At 58.5% G+C, this 18,727-nt stretch carries 17 protein-coding genes and 1 pseudogene; 14 read left to right on the top strand and 4 right to left on the bottom strand.

The annotated features are described in order from the left end of the window. Nucleotides 1-549 (bottom strand): annotated as a pseudogene (locus Q4E11_RS01820) (hypothetical protein); the annotation flags it as partial. A 353-nt stretch (nucleotides 550-902) separates the two neighbouring features. Between Q4E11_RS01820 and ffh the strand changes: the two are divergent. Further along, the gene (gene ffh, locus Q4E11_RS01815; RefSeq protein WP_303163135.1) at nucleotides 903-2,507 is read left to right on the top strand and encodes a signal recognition particle protein; all 1,605 of its coding nucleotides are present in this window, start codon (nucleotides 903-905) and stop codon (nucleotides 2,505-2,507) included. A gap of 62 nt (nucleotides 2,508-2,569) precedes the next feature. Here the strand turns inward: ffh and Q4E11_RS01810 are convergent, their stop codons facing one another. Then, a complete protein-coding gene (locus Q4E11_RS01810) occupies nucleotides 2,570-4,717 on the bottom strand; it encodes an acyltransferase family protein (protein WP_303163134.1) in 2,148 nt (715 codons plus the stop codon). A 304-nt stretch (nucleotides 4,718-5,021) separates the two neighbouring features. Between Q4E11_RS01810 and rpsP the strand changes: the two genes are divergently transcribed. The 4 genes from rpsP to Q4E11_RS01790 all read left to right on the top strand — a co-directional run bounded on the left by rpsP (nucleotide 5,022) and on the right by Q4E11_RS01790 (nucleotide 7,668). Then, a complete protein-coding gene (gene rpsP / locus Q4E11_RS01805; RefSeq protein ID WP_303163132.1) occupies nucleotides 5,022-5,507 on the top strand; it encodes a 30S ribosomal protein S16 in 486 nt (161 codons plus the stop codon). 123 nt (nucleotides 5,508-5,630) lie between these two features. Continuing rightward, nucleotides 5,631-6,125 carry a ribosome maturation factor RimM gene (gene rimM, locus Q4E11_RS01800; protein ID WP_303163478.1) on the top strand — a complete coding sequence of 165 codons (495 nt, stop codon included), beginning with the start codon at nucleotides 5,631-5,633 and terminating at the stop codon, nucleotides 6,123-6,125. Between the two features lie 2 nt (nucleotides 6,126-6,127). Then, nucleotides 6,128-7,015, top strand: a complete 888-nt coding sequence (gene trmD / locus Q4E11_RS01795) for a tRNA (guanosine(37)-N1)-methyltransferase TrmD (RefSeq protein WP_303163131.1) — start codon at nucleotides 6,128-6,130, stop codon at nucleotides 7,013-7,015. A 5-nt stretch (nucleotides 7,016-7,020) separates the two neighbouring features. Continuing rightward, nucleotides 7,021-7,668: a phosphatase PAP2 family protein gene (locus tag Q4E11_RS01790; protein ID WP_303163130.1), complete on the top strand. Its 648-nt coding sequence runs from the start codon at nucleotides 7,021-7,023 to the stop codon at nucleotides 7,666-7,668. On the opposite strand, the gene Q4E11_RS01785 is transcribed toward Q4E11_RS01790, so the two are convergent. Next, complete coding sequence (locus tag Q4E11_RS01785; protein WP_303163128.1) at nucleotides 7,628-8,119, bottom strand: DUF1877 family protein; 492 nt, start codon at nucleotides 8,117-8,119, stop codon at nucleotides 7,628-7,630. The two genes, Q4E11_RS01790 and Q4E11_RS01785, sit on opposite strands and share 41 nt — an antisense overlap. 64 nt (nucleotides 8,120-8,183) lie before the next feature. Between Q4E11_RS01785 and Q4E11_RS01780 the strand changes: the two genes are divergently transcribed. Beyond that, nucleotides 8,184-10,472 carry a Tex family protein gene (locus Q4E11_RS01780; protein ID WP_303163125.1) on the top strand — a complete coding sequence of 763 codons (2,289 nt, stop codon included), beginning with the start codon at nucleotides 8,184-8,186 and terminating at the stop codon, nucleotides 10,470-10,472. Here the strand turns inward: Q4E11_RS01780 and Q4E11_RS01775 are convergent. Then, entirely contained in the window at nucleotides 10,469-11,437 is a 969-nt protein-coding gene (locus tag Q4E11_RS01775; protein WP_303163123.1) for a DUF1648 domain-containing protein, read from the bottom strand. The two genes, Q4E11_RS01780 and Q4E11_RS01775, sit on opposite strands and share 4 nt — an antisense overlap. Nucleotides 11,438-11,624: 187 nt before the next feature. On the opposite strand from Q4E11_RS01775, the gene Q4E11_RS01770 reads away from it, so the two are divergent. The 8 genes from Q4E11_RS01770 to dprA all read left to right on the top strand — a co-directional run bounded on the left by Q4E11_RS01770 (nucleotide 11,625) and on the right by dprA (nucleotide 18,606). Further along, nucleotides 11,625-13,016 carry an HNH endonuclease signature motif containing protein gene (locus Q4E11_RS01770; protein WP_303163122.1) on the top strand — a complete coding sequence of 464 codons (1,392 nt, stop codon included), beginning with the start codon at nucleotides 11,625-11,627 and terminating at the stop codon, nucleotides 13,014-13,016. Nucleotides 13,017-13,169: 153 nt separating this feature from the next. After that, on the top strand, nucleotides 13,170-13,511 hold the full coding sequence (gene rplS, locus Q4E11_RS01765; RefSeq protein WP_303163119.1) for a 50S ribosomal protein L19: 342 nt from the start codon (nucleotides 13,170-13,172) through the stop codon (nucleotides 13,509-13,511). 112 nt (nucleotides 13,512-13,623) lie between these two features. After that, nucleotides 13,624-14,409, top strand: coding sequence for a signal peptidase I (lepB, locus tag Q4E11_RS01760; RefSeq protein WP_303163116.1), 786 nt, complete (start codon nucleotides 13,624-13,626; stop codon nucleotides 14,407-14,409). After that, the gene (locus Q4E11_RS01755) at nucleotides 14,384-15,091 is read left to right on the top strand and encodes a ribonuclease HII (protein WP_303163113.1); all 708 of its coding nucleotides are present in this window, start codon (nucleotides 14,384-14,386) and stop codon (nucleotides 15,089-15,091) included. The genes lepB and Q4E11_RS01755 overlap by 26 nt, the downstream gene beginning before the upstream one ends. Nucleotides 15,092-15,131: 40 nt before the next feature. After that, nucleotides 15,132-15,434 carry a DUF2469 domain-containing protein gene (locus Q4E11_RS01750; RefSeq protein WP_005509529.1) on the top strand — a complete coding sequence of 101 codons (303 nt, stop codon included), beginning with the start codon at nucleotides 15,132-15,134 and terminating at the stop codon, nucleotides 15,432-15,434. A gap of 141 nt (nucleotides 15,435-15,575) precedes the next feature. Beyond that, nucleotides 15,576-15,956: a YraN family protein gene (locus tag Q4E11_RS01745; RefSeq protein WP_303163102.1), complete on the top strand. Its 381-nt coding sequence runs from the start codon at nucleotides 15,576-15,578 to the stop codon at nucleotides 15,954-15,956. After that, a complete protein-coding gene (locus Q4E11_RS01740) occupies nucleotides 15,957-17,471 on the top strand; it encodes a YifB family Mg chelatase-like AAA ATPase (RefSeq protein WP_303163100.1) in 1,515 nt (504 codons plus the stop codon). Nucleotides 17,472-17,481: 10 nt separating this feature from the next. Next, nucleotides 17,482-18,606, top strand: coding sequence for a DNA-processing protein DprA (dprA, locus tag Q4E11_RS01735; RefSeq protein WP_303163099.1), 1,125 nt, complete (start codon nucleotides 17,482-17,484; stop codon nucleotides 18,604-18,606). Nucleotides 18,607-18,727: the final 121 nt, after the last annotated feature.

Genomic DNA, 18,727 nt, shown 5'->3' with positions numbered 1-18,727 from the left:
GCCCGGTTCTTCAGTGTCGCCTGGTTCTTCAGTGTCTGGCTTCTGGTCATCCTTGACGCAGACGCCGAAGACGCCTGGGTGTCCTGGGACCTCGATGCTCATGTCGAAGTGCTCGCCCTCGGCGCACTCGGTCGGGATTGGGTTGGATGGTTCTTCGGTGTCTGGCTTCTCGCCATCCTTGACGCAGGTCCACTTGCCGTTGATCATCTCGTAGTGAGTGCCTTCCTCGCACTCATCTGGGCCGAGGTAGTCCGGACGGTCTGGGTTGACGCCGGTGTTGTTGTCACCCGGCTGTTCGGTGCTTGGCTCCTGGTCGTCGCCGCCCTGGTTCTCACTCTGATTGTCGCCGCAACCTTCGCCGTTATTCACGTTGCCGGGCTTGTTCTGGCCATTGCCACAGTTGGCATTGCCCTGGTTGTCGCCATTGTTGCCCTGGCTGGCTGGGTTGCCATTGTTGTCGTGGCCCGGGTTGGCGTCAGCAACGCCTGCGCCGAACAGCATGCCTGCAGTCAAAACTGCAACTGCTAGTGCGGAAGCCTGCTTCTTCATGGTGTGTTCCTCAACTTTCAGTCAAGCCTGCGGTGATATTTAATTACATTCATCCATGACTTTAACGCCATTAACGCAGGGAGGCTTCCTGGGCTTGGCAACGGGGGGAATGTGCAATTCTTAGAAAGCGCTTAACATGGGGCAATGCAGGGTAGGGTCCGTCGAAATAACTAATCAATTACCCCCGTGAAGTAAGGATTTCTCAGGAAGGCGGGGCAGCCCTGCTCGTCGTTAAGCGTTGCGGGTGTAGAAGTCGTGGAAGCTGTGCGGGTGTTGTATGTGTACTGCCACGTGCGTTGCGGGTACGGTAGAAAAGTTAAGACATTTAAAAGCAACAGGGGAGCTAGAGAACTTTGTTTGAGTCTCTTTCCGATCGATTGACCGGTGCCCTCCGTGGGCTCGGCGGCAAGGGTCGCCTCACGGAGGCGGACATTAATGCCACCGCGCGCGAGATTCGGCTTGCGCTGCTGGAGGCCGATGTCTCCCTCGAGGTTGTCCGCGCATTCATTAAGCGCATCAAGGAACGCGCTAATGAGATTATTGGCAACCAGACCGTCAACCCGGCCAACCAAATCATTGAGGTCGTCAACGAGGAACTAATCAATATTCTCGGCGGCGAAACTCGACGTCTCAACATGTCCAAGCAGCCGCCAACGGTCATCATGTTGGCTGGTCTGCAGGGTGCTGGTAAGACCACCCTGGCTGGTAAGTTGGCGAAGTACCTTACTAATCAGGGGCACACCCCAGTTCTCGTTGCTTGTGACTTGCAGCGCCCAGGCGCTGTGCAGCAGCTGCAGATTGTGGCAGAGCGTGCGGATGTTCCGTGCTTTGCGTCGTTCCCGGGTACCAGTCTTGACTCCACCCATGAGATGGGTACCAGTGAGGACAACCCAGTCGATGCCGCCTTCCGCGGTCTTGCGTATGCCCGTCAGCACCGCCATGATGTGGTGATTATCGATACCGCAGGTCGCCTGGGTATTGATGAAGTGCTGATGAAGCAGGCGCGTGACATCCGCGATGCCATTAAACCGGATGAAGTCCTTTTCGTCATCGATTCGATGATTGGTCAGGATGCCGTCGAAACTGCCAAGGCATTCCGCGACGGTGTGGACTTCACTGGCGTTGTGCTCACCAAGCTCGACGGTGATGCCCGCGGTGGTGCGGCGCTGTCTATCCGTGAGGTCACTGGTAAGCCGATTCTCTTTGCTTCAACTGGTGAAAAACTGGAGGACTTCGACGTCTTCCATCCTGACCGCATGGCCAGCCGAATCCTGGGCATGGGCGATCTGAAGACTCTGGTTGAGGTTGCTGCCAAGGAAATTGACCAGGAGCAGGCGGCTAAGTCCGCACAGAAGATTGGCTCTGGTGAGCTGACTCTTGAGGACTTCCTCGAGCAGATGATGATGGTCCGCAAGATGGGGCCGATCGGCAACCTGCTGAAGATGCTCCCCGGCGGTGCTGAAATGTCGAAGGCCGCAGAAATGGTCGACGAAAAGCAACTCGACCGCATCGAGGCCATCATCCGCGGTATGACTCCGGAAGAGCGCGAAAATCCGAAGATTCTTAACGCTTCACGACGTCGTCGTATCGCCAATGGTTCCGGTGTATCCGTCTCCGAGGTCAACCAGCTTATCGAACGCTTCAATGAAGCCAAGAAAATGATGGCACAGATGGCTGGTCGGTTTGGTATGGGCGGTCGCCCATCTAACCGCAAGGCCAAGCGTGGCCGAAAGGGCAAGGGCAAAGGTAAGAACAAGCGCAAGGGCGCCAATCGCGGACCGACGCCGCCGAAGTCCATGCGCGGTGGCATGCCCGGAATGCCAAACATGCCGGGTATGCCGGGTATGCCGAATATGCAGGAGCTGCAGAAGCTCCAGCAACAGATGGGCAACCAGCTTCCAGAGGGCATGGAAAACATTGACCTCAACAACCTCGACTTCGGTCAAGGCAAGAAGTAAACAGTAGGAAATAACGGCAATAAAAAAGGCGAGCGGTCCGCACGCCTTTTTCATTTAGCTTTTTACTTCCTCAAGCTCGCCTGAATCTGACGATCCATCTCCGCGCTAAAGGTCGAAGCCAACTCATCGGTGATGTGATTGCTATCGCGGTAGACGTAGATATTGCCGATGACGGTTCGACAGGTTTTCGGACCGCAGAAAATATCGGAGAAGTCCAAGTTGTGGCCGTTGGGGAAGTTCTCCAATATCTTTTCCGCGGGATTTTCCGAGCTCAAGGCCGTATCGCGGTTAATTGTGCAATCCTCGTCAGCCTCACAGATACTTGGCTGGAACTGCTCCAAGTTATCGTGCAATGCCCACGGAGTATCGCGGATTGCAAAGAAATCAATGTCACGCTGCTGCAGCGCATCAAAGAATGCAGTGTATCCGCTTGGCGTATAGTCTCCAGGCTCAGGCGGATCGGCCTGGAACAGTGGGCGGGTAGAAGTGGTGAACACCATCTCAGGCTTAATCTGGTCAATCCGGTTCAGGGCTTCAAAAGTCCATGGGACACAGATATCACCAACACCGTGAATTGGCTCCAACGTCGCTGGGCATCCCTGGCGCAGCAGAACAACCACGCGGTAGCCGTGCTTCTTGCCGTAGGCGTTAATTGGCGCAAACCAGTGCTCCATATGAGAGCCGCCAATCATCACTATCGACTTTTCCGCAGTTGGATCGCCGTAGACGCATGGCTTGGAGTCATCGCGCCAACGACGATTCTCCGGGAAATAGCCCACATCTTCGCCACCGGTTGCCAGGCAGCCATCGAGTGCCGGCTCCGGCCATAGGTCACGAATGTAGTCGGTATTTGGCTTGGTAGCTGCCTTTGGCACGTTGAATCCGTCGGTAAGCGCGAGTGCGCCGGGGTAGACGGCGGGGTCGAGCTTGGCGTTGACGGCGCGGTCGACGCGCGTCTGCTGCACCGTGTACAGGCTGGTCATGCCGGCGAACATCGCGACACACAACACGCCTGCAGCTGCTTTACGACGTGCCGAGCGGCGCGTCCTCAACGCGTAACGAGCATCACCGAGAACTGGCTGCGTGCGTGTCGGACGGCGAGTCGATTGCGCCAGTGGCAGTTCGACAAACTTGTTGGTGAGCTTGGCCAGGATGAACGAAGCGATGATCACCGCCGTGCCGAGCTTGATGCCCGGCTTATCGCGGTTGAAGTAGTTCGTCGCCAGAATCAGCAGTGGCCAGTGCCAGAGGTACAGCGCGTAGGCGCTTTGACCGATATCGCGCATCGGGCGACTGGCGAGGAACTTCGACACCCAACCGGCATCGGAGCCGGCCATGATAATCAGTGCAGCGCCGCCGAGTGGCCACAGAGTCCATGGTCCTGGAAACTGTGCAGCACCGTCGAAAATGAAACCGGTCGAAACGACCAGCCCCAGTCCAATGAGCGCGACGATAACACGCAGTGGCTTTGGCATCGGGATGCTGCCGCGGGTGAGAACGAGGCAGAGGAGTGCACCGAGGCCAAGTTCCCACAGGCGGGAGACCGTGGAGTAGTAGTTCCACGCCTGGTTTTCGGAGTGCATATAAAAGGCATATGCAATGGAACCGAGCGTAATGACGGCCAGCAGCGGAATGAGGATTTTGCGCAGCTTGCCGCCGGTGGCATCGACGCGCTTGGCCTCAACCGGGGAGGTGACCGAGCCGACAACTGCAGAGGAGCGGGTCATCCATGCCAGAAGAGAAATCAGCAGGATGGAGCCTAGGTAGAACTGCCCCTGCACTGACATCGACCACAGGTGCTGCAGTGGGGAGGTCTCGCTGTCAGCTGCGGCGTAATCCGCGCCTTGCAGTGCTAGTTCGTAGTTCTGGTAGTACAGCAAACTTGCCCGGAGCTGCTGGGCGATATCGCCATTGCGCAATGACGGAATGAAGAAGACGACAAACAGCGTCGTGGCAAAGAGAACTAGAACAAGTGTGGGGATGAGGCGGCGCAGAGTGCGCCAGATACTCCACCATGGGTTGATGGACTGCCGCGGGTTGATGGCGTTTCGGTACTGCGCACCGAAGAAGAAAAACCCTGACAGCAACAGGAAAACATCCACACCACCGGATACACGTCCGACGTAAACGTGGAAAAGGACTACCAAGGCGATAGAGATGCCCCGTAGTCCGTCCAGGTCGTATCGATATTGGGTGCCGGTGGTCTTCATAGGCGTTTACGATACCGTACTTGTAATGGTGTTCAGCATTAGCAGGTGACGAGAGTCGCAAAATGGGATTTTGTTACTTTCGCAGTTGTACTGGTAATATACGCCAGGTTGTCTCAGTGGGAAGTTGTCTTATCTGAGGCGCGACTGCGAATTCATCGGATACGGCCACGGCCGCCCGGTGGTCACGCGCAGTGTAAATATCCCAAGGGCAAAACCGGTTCGCACCTTATTTAATAAAGCTTGAAACCGCATGGGTGCGAATGCATAAGTATTGTCCAGTGACATTAAAGAAAGAGGACTCCTCATGGCAGTCAAGATTAAGCTGCAGCGTGTCGGTAAGATCCGCACCGCACAGTACCGTGTCATCGTTGCTGACGCTCGTACCCGCCGCAACGGCAAGGTCATCGAGAATCTGGGTATCTACCAGCCGAAGGAAGAGCCGTCGGTCATCAAGCTGGATTCCGACCGCGTTCAGTACTGGCTGGGCGTTGGCGCACAGCCGACCGAGCCGGTTCTGGCTCTGCTGAAGGTCACCGGTGACTGGGAGAAGTTCAAGGGCCTCGAGGGCGCGGAGGGCACCCTGAAGGTTGCTGAGCCGAAGCCGACCAAGCTCGAGCTGTTCAACAAGGCTCTGGAAGAGGCTAACAACGGCCCGTCCGCTGAGGCCATCACCGCTAAGCGCCGCGAGGCCAAGGAAGCTGCAAAGGCTGCCAAGGAAGCTGAGGAGGCCGCAAAGGCTGCCGAGGCTGAGGCTGCTGAGTCTGAGTCCGAGGCTTCCGAGGAAGCTTAAGCTAAACTCCTAGCTGCGTAGCTAATCCGGGCGCTACCTTATACTTCGGGAAGAAGTTTTTAGGTAGCGCCTTTTTGCTTGCTCAAATGCTGGAAAGGAAGTGTGCGCGTGTCGGTAGCTGACATGGTGCTAATTGGCCGAGTTATCAAACCCCACGGTGTGCGCGGTGAGGTCGTCGTTGATGCGACAACTGATGATCCGGAGGGCCGATTTCGCTCGGGCGAGACTCTGCTGGGAATCCAGGCCGGCCGTGAGGTGCAGATGACAGTGAAGTCGATGCGCCCGCATCAGGGGCGCCTGTTGGTGGGCTTTGAAGAAGTGCCGGGTCGCAATGAGGCTGAGCGTCTGCGCGGCATGAAGTTCTATGCGGAACCGGTCTTCGAAGATGAGGATTTCTACGACTTTGAGCTAGAGGGCCTTCGCGTCATTCACAATGGCACTGACATCGGTGAGGTCACGTCCGTTGTCCGCGCACCGGCACACCGTCTGTTGGAGGTGTCACTTGACACCGGCGCACGCGAGGTGCTCATCCCGCTGGTGGAAGACATTGTCCCGGAGATTGATCTGGAAAATTCCACTGTGACAATTACGCCACCGGAAGGACTCCTGGAGCTGTAATCATGCGCCTTGATGTAGTCACAATTTTTCCGGAATATCTCGATCCGCTTCGCCATGCACTTTTGGGCAAGGCCATTGAGCGCGACATTTTGAGTGTCGGTGTGCATAACCTGCGCGACTGGGCACCCGGGGTGCATCAGGCCGTGGATGACTCGCCCTATGGCGGCGGTCCCGGCATGGTCATGAAGCCAGAGGTCTGGGGCCCAGCGCTCGATGCGGTAGCGGCGCTTGATCCGGCCGCAGATGAGGGAGCTCTGACCTCGGCAGTGCCTCATCTGGACAATATTCGGCACGATCAAAAGCTGGGGTTGGCGGAGGAATCTTCGTATGCTGCCGCAGACGTGCCGTCGACAAACGCTGCGGACGCGGACAAGCCACTGCTGATTGTGCCGACGCCGGCGGGTGAGCCGTTTACGCAGCAGATGGCGCAGGAGTTCTCGCATGAGAACCACATTGTGTTCGCCTGTGGTCGCTATGAGGGCATTGATCAGCGCGTTATTGATGATGCCGCTAATCGCTACCGTGTGCGTGAAGTTTCTATTGGGGACTATGTGCTCATTGGCGGGGAAGTGGCGGTGCTGGTGATTACTGAGGCTGTGGTGCGTCTGATTCCGGGAGTGCTGGGCAACCGCAAGAGCCATGAGGAGGACTCGTTTTCCGACGGTCTGCTCGAGGGGCCGTCCTACACCAAGCCGCGGCAGTGGCGCGGGCTGGAGGTGCCGGAGGTGCTGTTCAGCGGCAATCACGCGCTGGTGGATCGCTGGCGGCGTGATCAGTCACTGATTCGCACCGCTCGGCGCCGCCCCGATTTGCTTGCCGACGTTGACTTAAGCGAGCGTGACCGTGACGTTCTCGATGCATTAAATGACGCATTAAATAAGGAGCAGTAACCGCAGTGGCACGTGTCCGAATTGCCCGTCCCATGCATGTTGTGGGCTGGGGTATTGCATTGGTTGCACTGGCGTGGTTCACCGGCACGCAGACGGCCGGGAACATTGACCGTGACTTCGCAGGTTGGGTCAGCGGCTTTCACGGCCAAGGCGGCGGCAGCGTGGACTCTTTCATGCTGAGCCTCAGCGAGATTATTCGCCCGTTGTATATAGCACCTGTCACCGTGGTGGGCGCGCTTGTGATGTGGTCGCGATTTCGCGCGTGGGCGCTGTTGCTGCCAGCTTCTTTCGGTTCGGCCATCCTGGTGACGTACGCGATGAAGTGGTACCTCGACCGCGATCGCCCCGGTGCGGAATTCTCCCTGGTCAGCCTGAATGATGCGGCATTCCCGTCCGCTCATGTCGCGGCGGTGACCTCCAGCGGCATGGCCACAATTCAACTAGCCATGCCGGTGTTGCGTCGCACGGCTAAAAAGCTGCTTGACCTCGCGATTATCGCGCTCATCGGCGCTGTGGCACTATCCCGCGTGTGGGTAGGTGCGCATTGGCTCACCGATGTTATCGGTGGCCTCATCGCAGGAATTATCGGCCTGATTATTGCGCTGTTAGTGCTTAGGAGATGGCCACGAGCACGGCGCTATGCGCATTTTTAGTGTCCTCGTAAAAGTCCACTAGCTCGCGGTAGCGCTTGGTCGCAGTGGCTTCGTCGATAAGCGAGCCGTTGTCCTTGATACGTGCTTCAATGTCGACGCCGGCGAGTGTCTGCAGCACCTCGCCCACGCGATCAGCGCGGATGACAGCGGCCAGCGGCTTGCGGCAGACGCGGTCGGCGCCGAGGATGGCCTCAGCCATGGGATCACCGAGCGCCTGGCCGTCGATGGGGTTTCCGGTCAGCGTGCGCAGCAGGGACTCCCAGTCGGTGTCGATGTCGAGGGCATCCTCATCGGGAACATCGACGAAGTGCTGCAGAATGAGCTTTTCCGCACCGTCGGCAACGAGACCTGCCGTGCCACCCTCAGTCGTCGACGCCGGCGCTGCCAGCTCCGTCAGCCGACCGGCTTCCTCGTCGGAAATGCGAAGGTATTCGGCGCAGAGTTTCTGCATCTGGGGACTCCTTTTCAGCGGGGCGCGTGCGATTGGGTACTTCTACGATAGTAAAGTGACCCGGGTGATTTCATCAGTTATTGCCCGAGAACTCGCCGACACTGGCGTAGACGTTGCCGAAAGCAGCATCGCCGCTGCCATCAAGCTTCTCGATGAGGGAAACACCGTCCCCTTCATCGCGCGCTACCGCAAGGAAGTAACCGGCGGGCTCGACGACACTCAGCTGCGTTTCATTGAAGAACGCGTCACCTACCTGCGCGAATTGGAAGATCGTAAGCAGACAATCCTCGCCGCTATCGAAGAGCAGGGCAAGCTTAACGACGATCTCAAGGCGCGCATCCTCGCATGCGATACCAAGGCTCGCCTGGAGGATCTCTACCTGCCGTACAAGAAGAAGCGCAAGACCAAGGCCGATATTGCCCGCGAGGCCGGTTATGAACCGCTGGTCAATGAGCTGCTGGCAGATCCCGCGGCAGATCCCGAGACCTTGGCCACCAAGTACGGTGAGGCAGCAGGCGCCGATGCCAAGGCTGCCCTGACCGGTGCCCGCGCCATTTTGGTGGATCGCTTTGCCACTGACGCCGACTTGGTCGGTTCCGTGCGTGAGCAGGTGTGGTCCAGCGGTTCCGCAGCCGCCTCCGTAGTCGAGGGCAAGGAGTCTGCGGGCGCGAAGTACCGCGACTACTTCGACCACAACGAACCGCTGGAGACCATGCCCAGCCACCGCGTGCTGGCTGTCCTGCGTGGTGAAGCCGAGGGGATTCTCACCCTTAATATCGACGCTGGCGAGGACGAAACCTACGAGCACATGATCCGCGAAGCCTTCGAGCTTCCCGACGGCGGCACCTCCAAGTGGATTGACCAGGCCGTTCGCTTTGGTTGGCGTACCAAGCTGGAAGTCTCTGCTGCCCTGGACGCTCGCACCCGCCTAAAGGAGCGTGCCGAGGCAGAGGCCGTCGAGGTCTTCGCCCGCAACCTTCGTGACCTGCTACTGGCAGCTCCTGCCGGTCAGCGTGCCACTCTCGGCCTGGATCCGGGATACCGCAACGGCGTCAAGTGCGCAGTTGTCGACTCCACCGGCAAGGTTCTGGACACCGCCATCGTCTACCCGCACCAGCCCCGCAATGACTGGTCCGGTGCCAAGGAGCAGCTGGCCACTCTCTGCGCCACGCATCGCGTGGAGCTCATGGCCATCGGCAACGGCACTGCCTCCCGCGAGACCGAGACTTTGGCCCGTGAAATTGCCGATCTCATCGCCCAGGCCGGTGGAAAGAAGCCGACTCCAGTAGTCGTCTCTGAGGCCGGTGCTTCTGTCTACTCCGCATCCTCGCTGGCTGCGGCCGAATTCCCGGACATGGATGTCTCCCTGCGCGGTGCGGTCTCCATCGCTCGTCGCCTGCAGGATCCGCTGGCCGAGTTGGTCAAGATCGACCCTAAGTCCATCGGCGTCGGCCAGTATCAGCACGATGTGTCCCAGACCAAGCTCGAGCACTCTCTCGATGCCGTGGTGGAGGATGCTGTCAACGCCGTCGGCGTCGAGGTCAACACCGCCTCCGCACCGCTGCTCGGCCGCGTCGCCGGTGTGTCTGCCACCGTTGCTGACAACATTGTCGCCTACCGAGACGAAAACGGCGCCTTCACCTCCCGCAAGGAGCTTCTCAAGGTTCCGCGCCTCGGCCCCAAGGCCTTCGAACAGTGCGCCGGTTTCTTGCGCATTCACGGTGCCGCCAATCCACTGGATTCCTCCGCAGTACATCCAGAGTCCTACCGCGTTGTCGACGCCATCGCCGCCGCAACCGGCGTCAGTGTTCAGGAACTCATCGGAAACACCCGTGTACTTTCCAAGGTCCGTGCCACAGACTTCGTCGATGAGGCCGCCGGTATTGGCTTGCCCACCGTCCAGGACATTTTGTCCGAGCTGGATAAGCCTGGTCGCGACCCACGCCCCGAATTTGTCACCGCTACTTTCAAGGAGGGCGTGGAGAAGGTCTCCGACCTCACGCCCGGCATGATCCTCGAGGGCACCGTCACCAACGTCGCCGCCTTCGGAGCGTTTGTCGACGTCGGAGTCCACCAGGACGGCCTCGTCCACGTCTCCAACATGGCGCGCGGCTTCGTTTCCGATCCGCACGAGGTGGTCCGCTCCGGCGAGGTCGTCAAGGTCAAGGTCCTCGACGTTGACGTCGAGCGCAACCGCATCGGTCTATCGCTCCGGCTTGACGACGACGCTTCGGATGCCAAGCCCAAGCGTGACGAAGGCGGCTCCCGCAGTAAGAAGCGGAGCAAACGCCGTGGCGGAAACCGGGGTGGCGGCGGTGCCATGGCCGATGCTCTTCGCCGCGCTGGTTTCTAGGCCCGCAGTCTATCCAGGCGGGCGTTGATATCGCCCGCCACCGCTCTGGCTTGGCCATCCGGTACGACCACTGTGTAACTCGCGCCTGTAGTCTCGATTTTGACTGCCTCGCCTGAGCGTGCCGCCAGCATCATCTGGCCATCGAAGTTGTAGCGCAGCCCCAGACCACCACCGTCTGCCCAGTTGTACTTTGATGGCTCGGCATACTTCACAGTTTTTAGGTCTAGCGGGATGCGAACTTTGAGTGGGCCACACCCCATGAAAAGCAGAATCTTGTCATCGTGGACATCTAGGCCGGTTTCGTAGCCAATCAAGAGCAGGGGAGTGCACAGCAGGAAGACCACGCCTACGCTGGGCATGAAAAATAGCAGCACTATGGAAACTGCCACCCACAGGCCAATAAAAACCCGCATGCTGTTCGAATATTTGACGGACATCCGTTCCGTTGGCCGCTCCCGCGGAAGACTTTTGGGTGGCGTGTCGGTTACCGGGACGTCGTAAAGCGAGCTGTAATCGCGCAGACCACGTGCTACCAGAAAGCCGATGGCGAGGCCGAGGAGCGTGCCCAAAACTACCCACTGCCAGGGCAATTCGACTGTTGTGGGGTCTTCGATGCCCATTTGCGGAAGTGTGATCCCCAGCGGAATGGCGCTGATGAGGCCGAAAATTGTCCATGCTGCCATCGCATTTATACGGCGGAAAACGAGTGGGCTTTTTGTTGAAGCGCTGAACCAGCCAATCTGAACTACGGCAAGTGACACAATGAGACAAGTCACCGCGCTTGCCAGCGGCGACATGAAGCCGTCTGGTCTACCTGAACCGCTCCAATGCGTTGCTACTTTCTCCGGCAATCTATCCGAAAGTGCCAGTACGAGGCCGAAAATTGCCGCAGCGACGATGCTTGGGACGATGATGGTGCCCCAGACCGCTCTGGAATCGAACTTGGGCACGGTTTTCTCTGCCATGAGGTTAGGGTAACAAAAGCGGCGGATTCATTGGCCTAAGTGTTCGAAAAAAATACGAGAAAAAGTCAAAAAGGGTATTGACGATTCGAACGTAATTGCTAGAATGGAGATATCAAGCATGAAAGTACTTGAACTTCTCTACTCGGCGCCGGGGCGGTAATTGGCGCCGGGTGGGGTTTGGGGAACAATGACTGATAGCAATAGTCCGACCGGCCAACCAACCGATGTTTACCAAGCGGCACTGCTGCCTGAAGCTCCGCAGTTTTTCCACGAAATGTCAGACAATCCACTAGCGGCCTTCGGTATCCATCGCAATCGCGTTGAGCTGGATATTGTCTTTAACTGTGTGCCGCCGTCTATGGATGTAGATGTAGAGGCATTCATTGCGGAAGTCGCACCAGAGCTGGGCATTTCCCGGTCAAAAGCGATTGGGTATGTCGAAATTGGCATTCAACTAACTGCCATGCCCCGCCTTGCTGCTTTCCTCAAAGCTCGAGCGCACTTGCCCATGTCGCACTTGCTCACCATCGCCCGTGCCACCGCACCCCTGCGGAAGCCGGAGGTGCTTACGGAGGTAGAGCAAGAGCTCGCGCGCTTTGTTATTCCGCGCAAGCATGGGGAGGTCCTCCGTGGTGTACGTAGCCTGCACAAGTTCCTGCAGCGCGTCATCGAACAAATCGAGCCTCAGCTGCGTCCGAAAAACCTGCCCGGCGATGTCGATCCACTTCTTCCCGCAGGTGAGCGCGAAGTAGCAGGCGAGAGTATTGGGTTTGAAGAAGGTGAATATTTCTCAGAGGTATTCATGGAACTGGAGAAAACCCGCGCCCTCGAACTCAAAGCAACGCTGGAGGCTATTTCCACCTCGGCTGGTTGTACCCGCGTCGAGGCGCTTACACATCTCCTTCGTGGAACTGCTGAGGCTAAAATCGTGCTCAACCTCTACTGCCCGGCCACCGAGGAGCGCCCCCGCGTTGCGTGGCTCGGCGGTGCCGGCTGGATCTCGGAAATGGCGACGCAGGCGTGGATAGACAAGGTCACGCATATCCGCTTGCTTGCCGACGAAACCACGGAGGGCTACGTCCCGACCGAGAGCCAGCGGGCCTATGTGCAAGGGCGTGATGGTACGTGCCGTTTTCCAGGCTGTGACGTCCCCGCGGAGTACTGCGATATTGACCACATCAACCCCTATAACAAGGAAAAGCCAGAAGAGGGTGGGGCAACCGAAACGCCCAACCTGCACTGCCTGTGTCGCAGACACCACAATTTGAAGACCGCAGGTCTCTGGAACGTCACACGTGACCGGGGCGGAGTAGAGGTGTGGGCGTCGTCAAGCACTGGAAAGCAAGCGGTGAGCATGGAAGACGGACCGCTCGCCGGACACGGTCGGTATAGCTTTGATAAGCGTGGGCTGCGGATGGCGCAGACTTTGGCGGAGTGGAATGAGTACCGGCGGCAGTTGATCGAAGGATCGGAGTTGTTGGTTGAGAAAGCTCGCGAGAAGGTGAAGCAGGATCGCGAGGCGCAAGAGGAAGCCGCCGATGCCACAGACAACAATCCCGACAAGGTGAGTGACACCTAGTTTGGTTTCTGACCTGGGAGTGTGTAATAATCTCCAGGTTGTCTTTATAGACAGCTTTACCTGTTTCGGGCATGAACCGGCCGAGCGTCCCAAGATATGGGAAAGAGCCGCCAGGGTCCTCTGTCTATGCGAAAAGTAAAGGAATAAGTTTCCATGAACATTCTTGACAAGGTTGATGCAGCGTACCTGCGCGACGACATTCCGGAGTTCCGCGCTGGTGACACCGTTGAGGTCGACGTGAAGATCGTCGAGGGTAAGACCGAGCGTATCCAGGTCTTCAAGGGCGTTGTCATCCGTCGCCAGGGTGACGGTGTCCGTGAGACCTTCACCGTCCGCAAGATGTCCTTCGGTATTGGTGTTGAGCGTACCTTCCCGGTCCACTCCCCGAACATCGATGAAATTCGTGTCGTCTTCAAGGGCGATGTCCGCCGTGCCAAGCTGTACTACCTGCGCAACCTGCGCGGTAAGGCTGCACGCATCAAGGAGCGCCGCTAATCTCTTAGCAGCTCCCAGCACTACTTGGTGCACAAAATCCCCGTCGGTACTCGGCGGGGATTTTTTAATGCGCTTTCGTCGCCTTAAGCGCAGTCGCGTATAGTCTTTTCCCATGACCGCCGACGAATCTCGCGAACAGTCCGAAGGCTTCTCTGGCTTTCGTAACCTCGATGAAACCCTAGATGAAGGAACCGAAAAGTCCACTCCGTGGTACATCGAGATTCCCATCATTGTCCTTATCGCTCTGCTGATTAGCGCAGGTGTGCAGAGCTTTATCGGACGTGTCTACGTGATTCCGTCCGAGTCAATGCAGCCGACCTTGAACGGCTGCGCTGGCTGTACAGGCGACCGAATCTGGGTGGATAAGGTCTCCTACAACTTCTCGGACCCCGAGCCTGGCGATGTCGTCGTCTTTAATGGCCCAGAATCCTGGAACAGCACGTATGTGTCGCAGCGTTCGACCAATCCGATTGCGAATTCTCTGCAGACCGTAGGCTCCTGGATTGGCCTTGTCGCGCCTGATGAAAATGCGCTGGTCAAACGCGTTATCGCAACTGGTGGTCAGACCGTCCAGTGTCAGCCAGGTGACCCCGGCATTATGGTCGACGGCAAGCTCACCGAGCAGGACTTCATCAAGACACCGCCGGACAAGCTAGTTAATCCGACCCTCGGCTCGGAACAGTGCGGTGGCCCGTACTTCGGCCCGGTGAAGGTCCCGGAGGGAAATTTGTGGGTCATGGGTGACAACCGCACCAACTCTGCTGACTCCCGCTACCACATGGGCGATGAGCTGCAGGGCACTGTGCCAATGGACAACGTCGTCGGCAAGGTTCAGGCAATCATCCTGCCGTTCAGCCGCATTGGTGGCGTCGATGATCCGGACATCCAGCACAATTAACGCCAGCACAATTAACCTGCCGCCAGCCCCCAAACTGCGCAAACTCAAGCAGGCGCGCACGATGGAAGTCGCCCTGTCCAAGCGCGGCTTTGGCCCGGTCGCGGGTGTCGATGAGGCCGGTCGCGGGGCCTGCGCAGGTCCCATCGTCATTGCGGCGTGTTGTCTGCCAGAGCGCCCCATCTCCGAGCTGGACAAACTCACCGATTCCAAGAAACTCACGCCACATATGCGCGAGCATCTGTTTCCTCTGATCAAGCGGTTTGCGACGTCGTATAGCGTGACGACGATTCCTGCGTCCGACATCGACCTATTCGGTATTCAGGATGCGAATGTGTCCGGAATGCGCCGAGCCGTCGCGGGGTTGGCACACAGACCTGGATATGTGCTGACCGATGCCATGAAAGTGCCAGGCTTTACCGCGCCCTATTTACCCGTAATTGGCGGGGATGCGGCATGTCGTTGCATCGCTGCTGCGAGTGTCTTAGCCAAAGTCACCCGTGACCGCATTATGGTTGACCTATCGGAAAAGTATCCGGGCTATGGTCTGGCGGAGCATAAGGGCTACGGCACTGCGTCGCATATGGAGGCGATTGCCAGCTTGGGAGCGACACCAGAGCATCGCTGGTCCTATCGCAATGTGCGCACCGCACAAGCGAAGTACCAGGCACTAGTAGCGGAATAACTTTGCCCCTCAACTATTTTTCAAAGGAGCCGTCGCGGTCGTGAGCGCAGAAGATCTAGAAAACTACGAGGCTGACGTTGAACTCTCGCTGTACAAGGAGTTCCGAGATGTTGTTAGCCAGTTTTCCTACGTCGTCGAGACGGAGCGCAGGTTCTATCTGGCCAACGCCGTGGAGCTGATTCCGCACAACAGCGAAAACGAGGTCTACTTCGAGCTGCGCATGTCGGATGCCTGGGTGTGGGATGTCCATCGCCCGGCGCGATTTGTTCGCTACGTGCGTGTCATTACGTTCAAGGACGTCAATATCGAGGAGCTGGACAAGCCTGACCTGCGGCTTCCGTAGCGTTTGGGTGCATGCAGCTAGTTATCCACAACTGAAAAACTATCCACAGATTGAGCCTTCCGGAACGCTTTCGGAAGGCCTTTGTTGTCTTTGTTATGTCACTGTTGAGTCCACGCAAACGGATAACAGGGGGACGGGGTCATGACGAATTTCAGTCAGTTGGATAACAGAGCGCTGGGCGCGGCCGGAGAGAGTCTGGTTGCGGGGATTCTACAGGCTGACGGGTGGGAGATTGTGGCTCGCAATGTCCGTGTGGGCCGCTTTGAACTCGACATTATCGCCACCGATGCGGATGGGCGTCTGCACGTTATTGAGGTCAAGACTCGCCGCGGCAACAACTTTGGCGATGGGCGAGAGGCAATCACAGACCAAAAGTTGAGGCATCTGCGGGTGGCATCGGCACGGTGGTTGGCGAAGCAGGACCGGTTGTGGACGGGCGGTATTGCCATTGACTGTGCGGAAGTCACAGTTTTGGGCCAGACTACGGCGCGTGTTGATTTCCTCGAAGAAGTGAGCGCGTAAATGACCGTTGGAACGGCACTGGCGGTGAGCCTCAGCGGAATTGAAGGAACAATTGTGCAGGTCGAGGCCGATGTTGGTAGAGGTCTGCCCGGTATGTACATCGGTGGGTTGGGCGACGCAGCAGTTGGTGAGGCGAAGCACCGCGTGCGCACGGCAGCGGCGAATTCGGAAATGCCATGGCCGAAGACCAAGGTCGTGGTGAGCCTGTCTCCTGCGCACATCCGCAAGCACGGCACAAGCTTCGATTTGGCAATTGTCTGTGCAATTCTCATCGCCTCCAGCGATAATGCGGAGGCTCGCGGTCGTCTGCGCCGCACTGTTCTCATCGGCGAATTGGGGTTGGACGGCTCGATTCGCGCAGTCCGCGGTGTGCTCCCACAGGTCCTCGCTGCCCGCGACGCCGGCGCGCGGTGGGTTGTCGTCCCCGCCGCCAACGCCGCGGAAGCAGCGCTCGTAGACGGCATCGCTATCGGCACCGCCGACACGCTCGCCCAACTATGGCAGTGGGTGGAAACCGGGGCAGGGCTTGCCACTGCGCTTGCCGACGGCCACAGCGACCCCACCTTCACAACAGATTTGGCCGATGTTGATGGTCAACCCGACGCACGCTTCGCGCTTGAGGTAGCCGCAGCCGGTGGCCACAACCTGTTTATGCAGGGCTCCCCGGGGACGGGAAAGTCCATGTTGGCGCAGCGCCTGCCAACTATCCTGCCGCCGCTTGAAAAGTGGCAGCAGCTGGAGGTCACCGCCCTACACTCGGTAGCAGGCGCACTGGGCGATACGGACACACTTGTGCATCAGCCACCGTTTGTCGCACCACATCACAGCGCGACGGTGGCAGCGCTGGTGGGAGGCGGAGCCGTCCCGAAGCCAGGTGCCATGAGCTTGGCGCACCATGGAGTGCTCTTTCTCGACGAAATCACGCTTATGCGCCCGGCAGTGCTCGATGCCCTGCGTATGCCACTGGAAAGTGGCGCGATCATTCACATGCGGTCGCACCATCGCGTCGTTTTCCCAGCCCGCACGCAACTGGTTATGGCCGCCAATCTCTGCAGATGCGGTGCGGCCTATGCCAGCGAGTGCACTTGTTCGAGTACGGAGCGCGCTAAGCACCAACGCGCGCTCTCCGGCCCGCTGCGTGACCGCATTGATTTGCATGTCACGCTGAGCCCCAGTGGTACCAGCCTGGGAAAGCGGGGTAATGAAAGCTCAGCGGTAGTGCGTGACCGCGTATTGGAAGCCCGCGAGAGAGCCGCCTGCAGATGGTACAAGTTGGGCATCGCCGAAGATGAGGTCACTACTAATGCGTCGGTGCCGAGACCGTGGCTTCGTCGTCAAGCGGGATTGGACGAGGAAGCGATGGCGCTTTTGGATTTTAAGCTCAAAGCGGGGGAGATAACGCAGCGGGGAGTGGACAAGGTGATTGCCGTGGCGTGGACGCTCGCGGATTTGGCGGGACGCGAGACCTTCGATTTTGAGCATGTGCAGCGTGCCTGTCGCATGCATGATCATTAGGAGGGGGAATATGGACGAACTGCACGCGTGGGCGTACCTCAACCGCGTGGTAGAGGCAACGCACCCAGAAATTGTGCCGCTCGTTGAGGAATTTGGGCCGGTCGAGGTGGCGGAGCGAATCAAGGCGCGCGCCGGGCTGACTCCAAGTGCTCTCAGCACAACCGGGGCGCGCGCCGATATCGACCGCAGCGCTCAAGATCTTGAGGAGGCCTGGGAACTCGGTTGGCGGCTGATTCATCCGGGGAGTCCCGAATGGCCGACAGAGCAATTCACGTGCTTTACGACGCTCGATGTCCGTGACCGCGCCGATGCCCCGCCTTTGGCGCTGTGGGTAAAGGGACAGGATTTGCGGGAGGCAGCAGCGGAGGCGGTCGCACTGGTGGGAACTCGAATGGCCAGTAGCTATGGACTGCAAGTGGCAAGCCAGTTCGCACAGCAGTGTGCTGAGCACCGCATTGGTGTCATCAGTGGTGGAGCCCTGGGAGTGGATGCCGCAGCGCATCGCAGCGCATTGGCTGCGGGCGGGACAACAGTGGTGGTTTCGGCAGGCGGTGTAGGCGTGAACTATCCAGCGTCGCATGCGGAGCTTTTCGACGACATTGCGCAGTCGGGCACGCTGATTACTGAGTATCCGCCGGGTGTGCGCCCGGCGCGGCATCGGTTTTTGACCAGGAATCGGCTGGTGGCAGCATTGGCGCAGGCCACGGTCGTAATTGAGGCGGGGTGGCGTTCTGGGGCCCGCAACACGGCGACGTGGGCAACGCGGTTGAAAAAGCCGCTGGGAGCCGTGCCGGGACCGGTGACCTTGCAGACAACCACTGGGTGTCACGATTTGATTCGACGCGGGGAAGCGGTGCTGGTGTGTAATGCCGACAATGTGCGCTCGCTCTATCAGACTGTGGGCTCTGTCGATGAGGATGGTCAGTTGGAATTGCAATGGGCACATTCGCCGGTACAAAAGCTCTCGCGCAATGAGCTTGCGGTGTACGACGCGCTCAATCCGGTAGAGCCCGTGGCGGTTCGAGAAATCGCCGCGCAAGCTGGCTTGTCAGTTGCCCTTACTACGCACCTGCTGCTGGAGCTGCAGCAGCAGGGCTTGACCTGCAGGGTTAGCGACGGCTGGATGCGCAGTTGAAGTCTTTCCAAAACTTTTTCAAAATCTATTGCATTCCCGCTCCCAATAAATATAATAGGTAAGGCAAGCCTAACTGGTTAGGGCTGGGCTTGTGACATGGGTGAGGCACGAGGCAGTGGTT

The organism is Corynebacterium sp. (assembly GCF_030532195.1).
Lineage (GTDB): Bacteria > Actinomycetota > Actinomycetes > Mycobacteriales > Mycobacteriaceae > Corynebacterium.
This window is presented reverse-complemented; position numbering and strand designations above follow the sequence as displayed.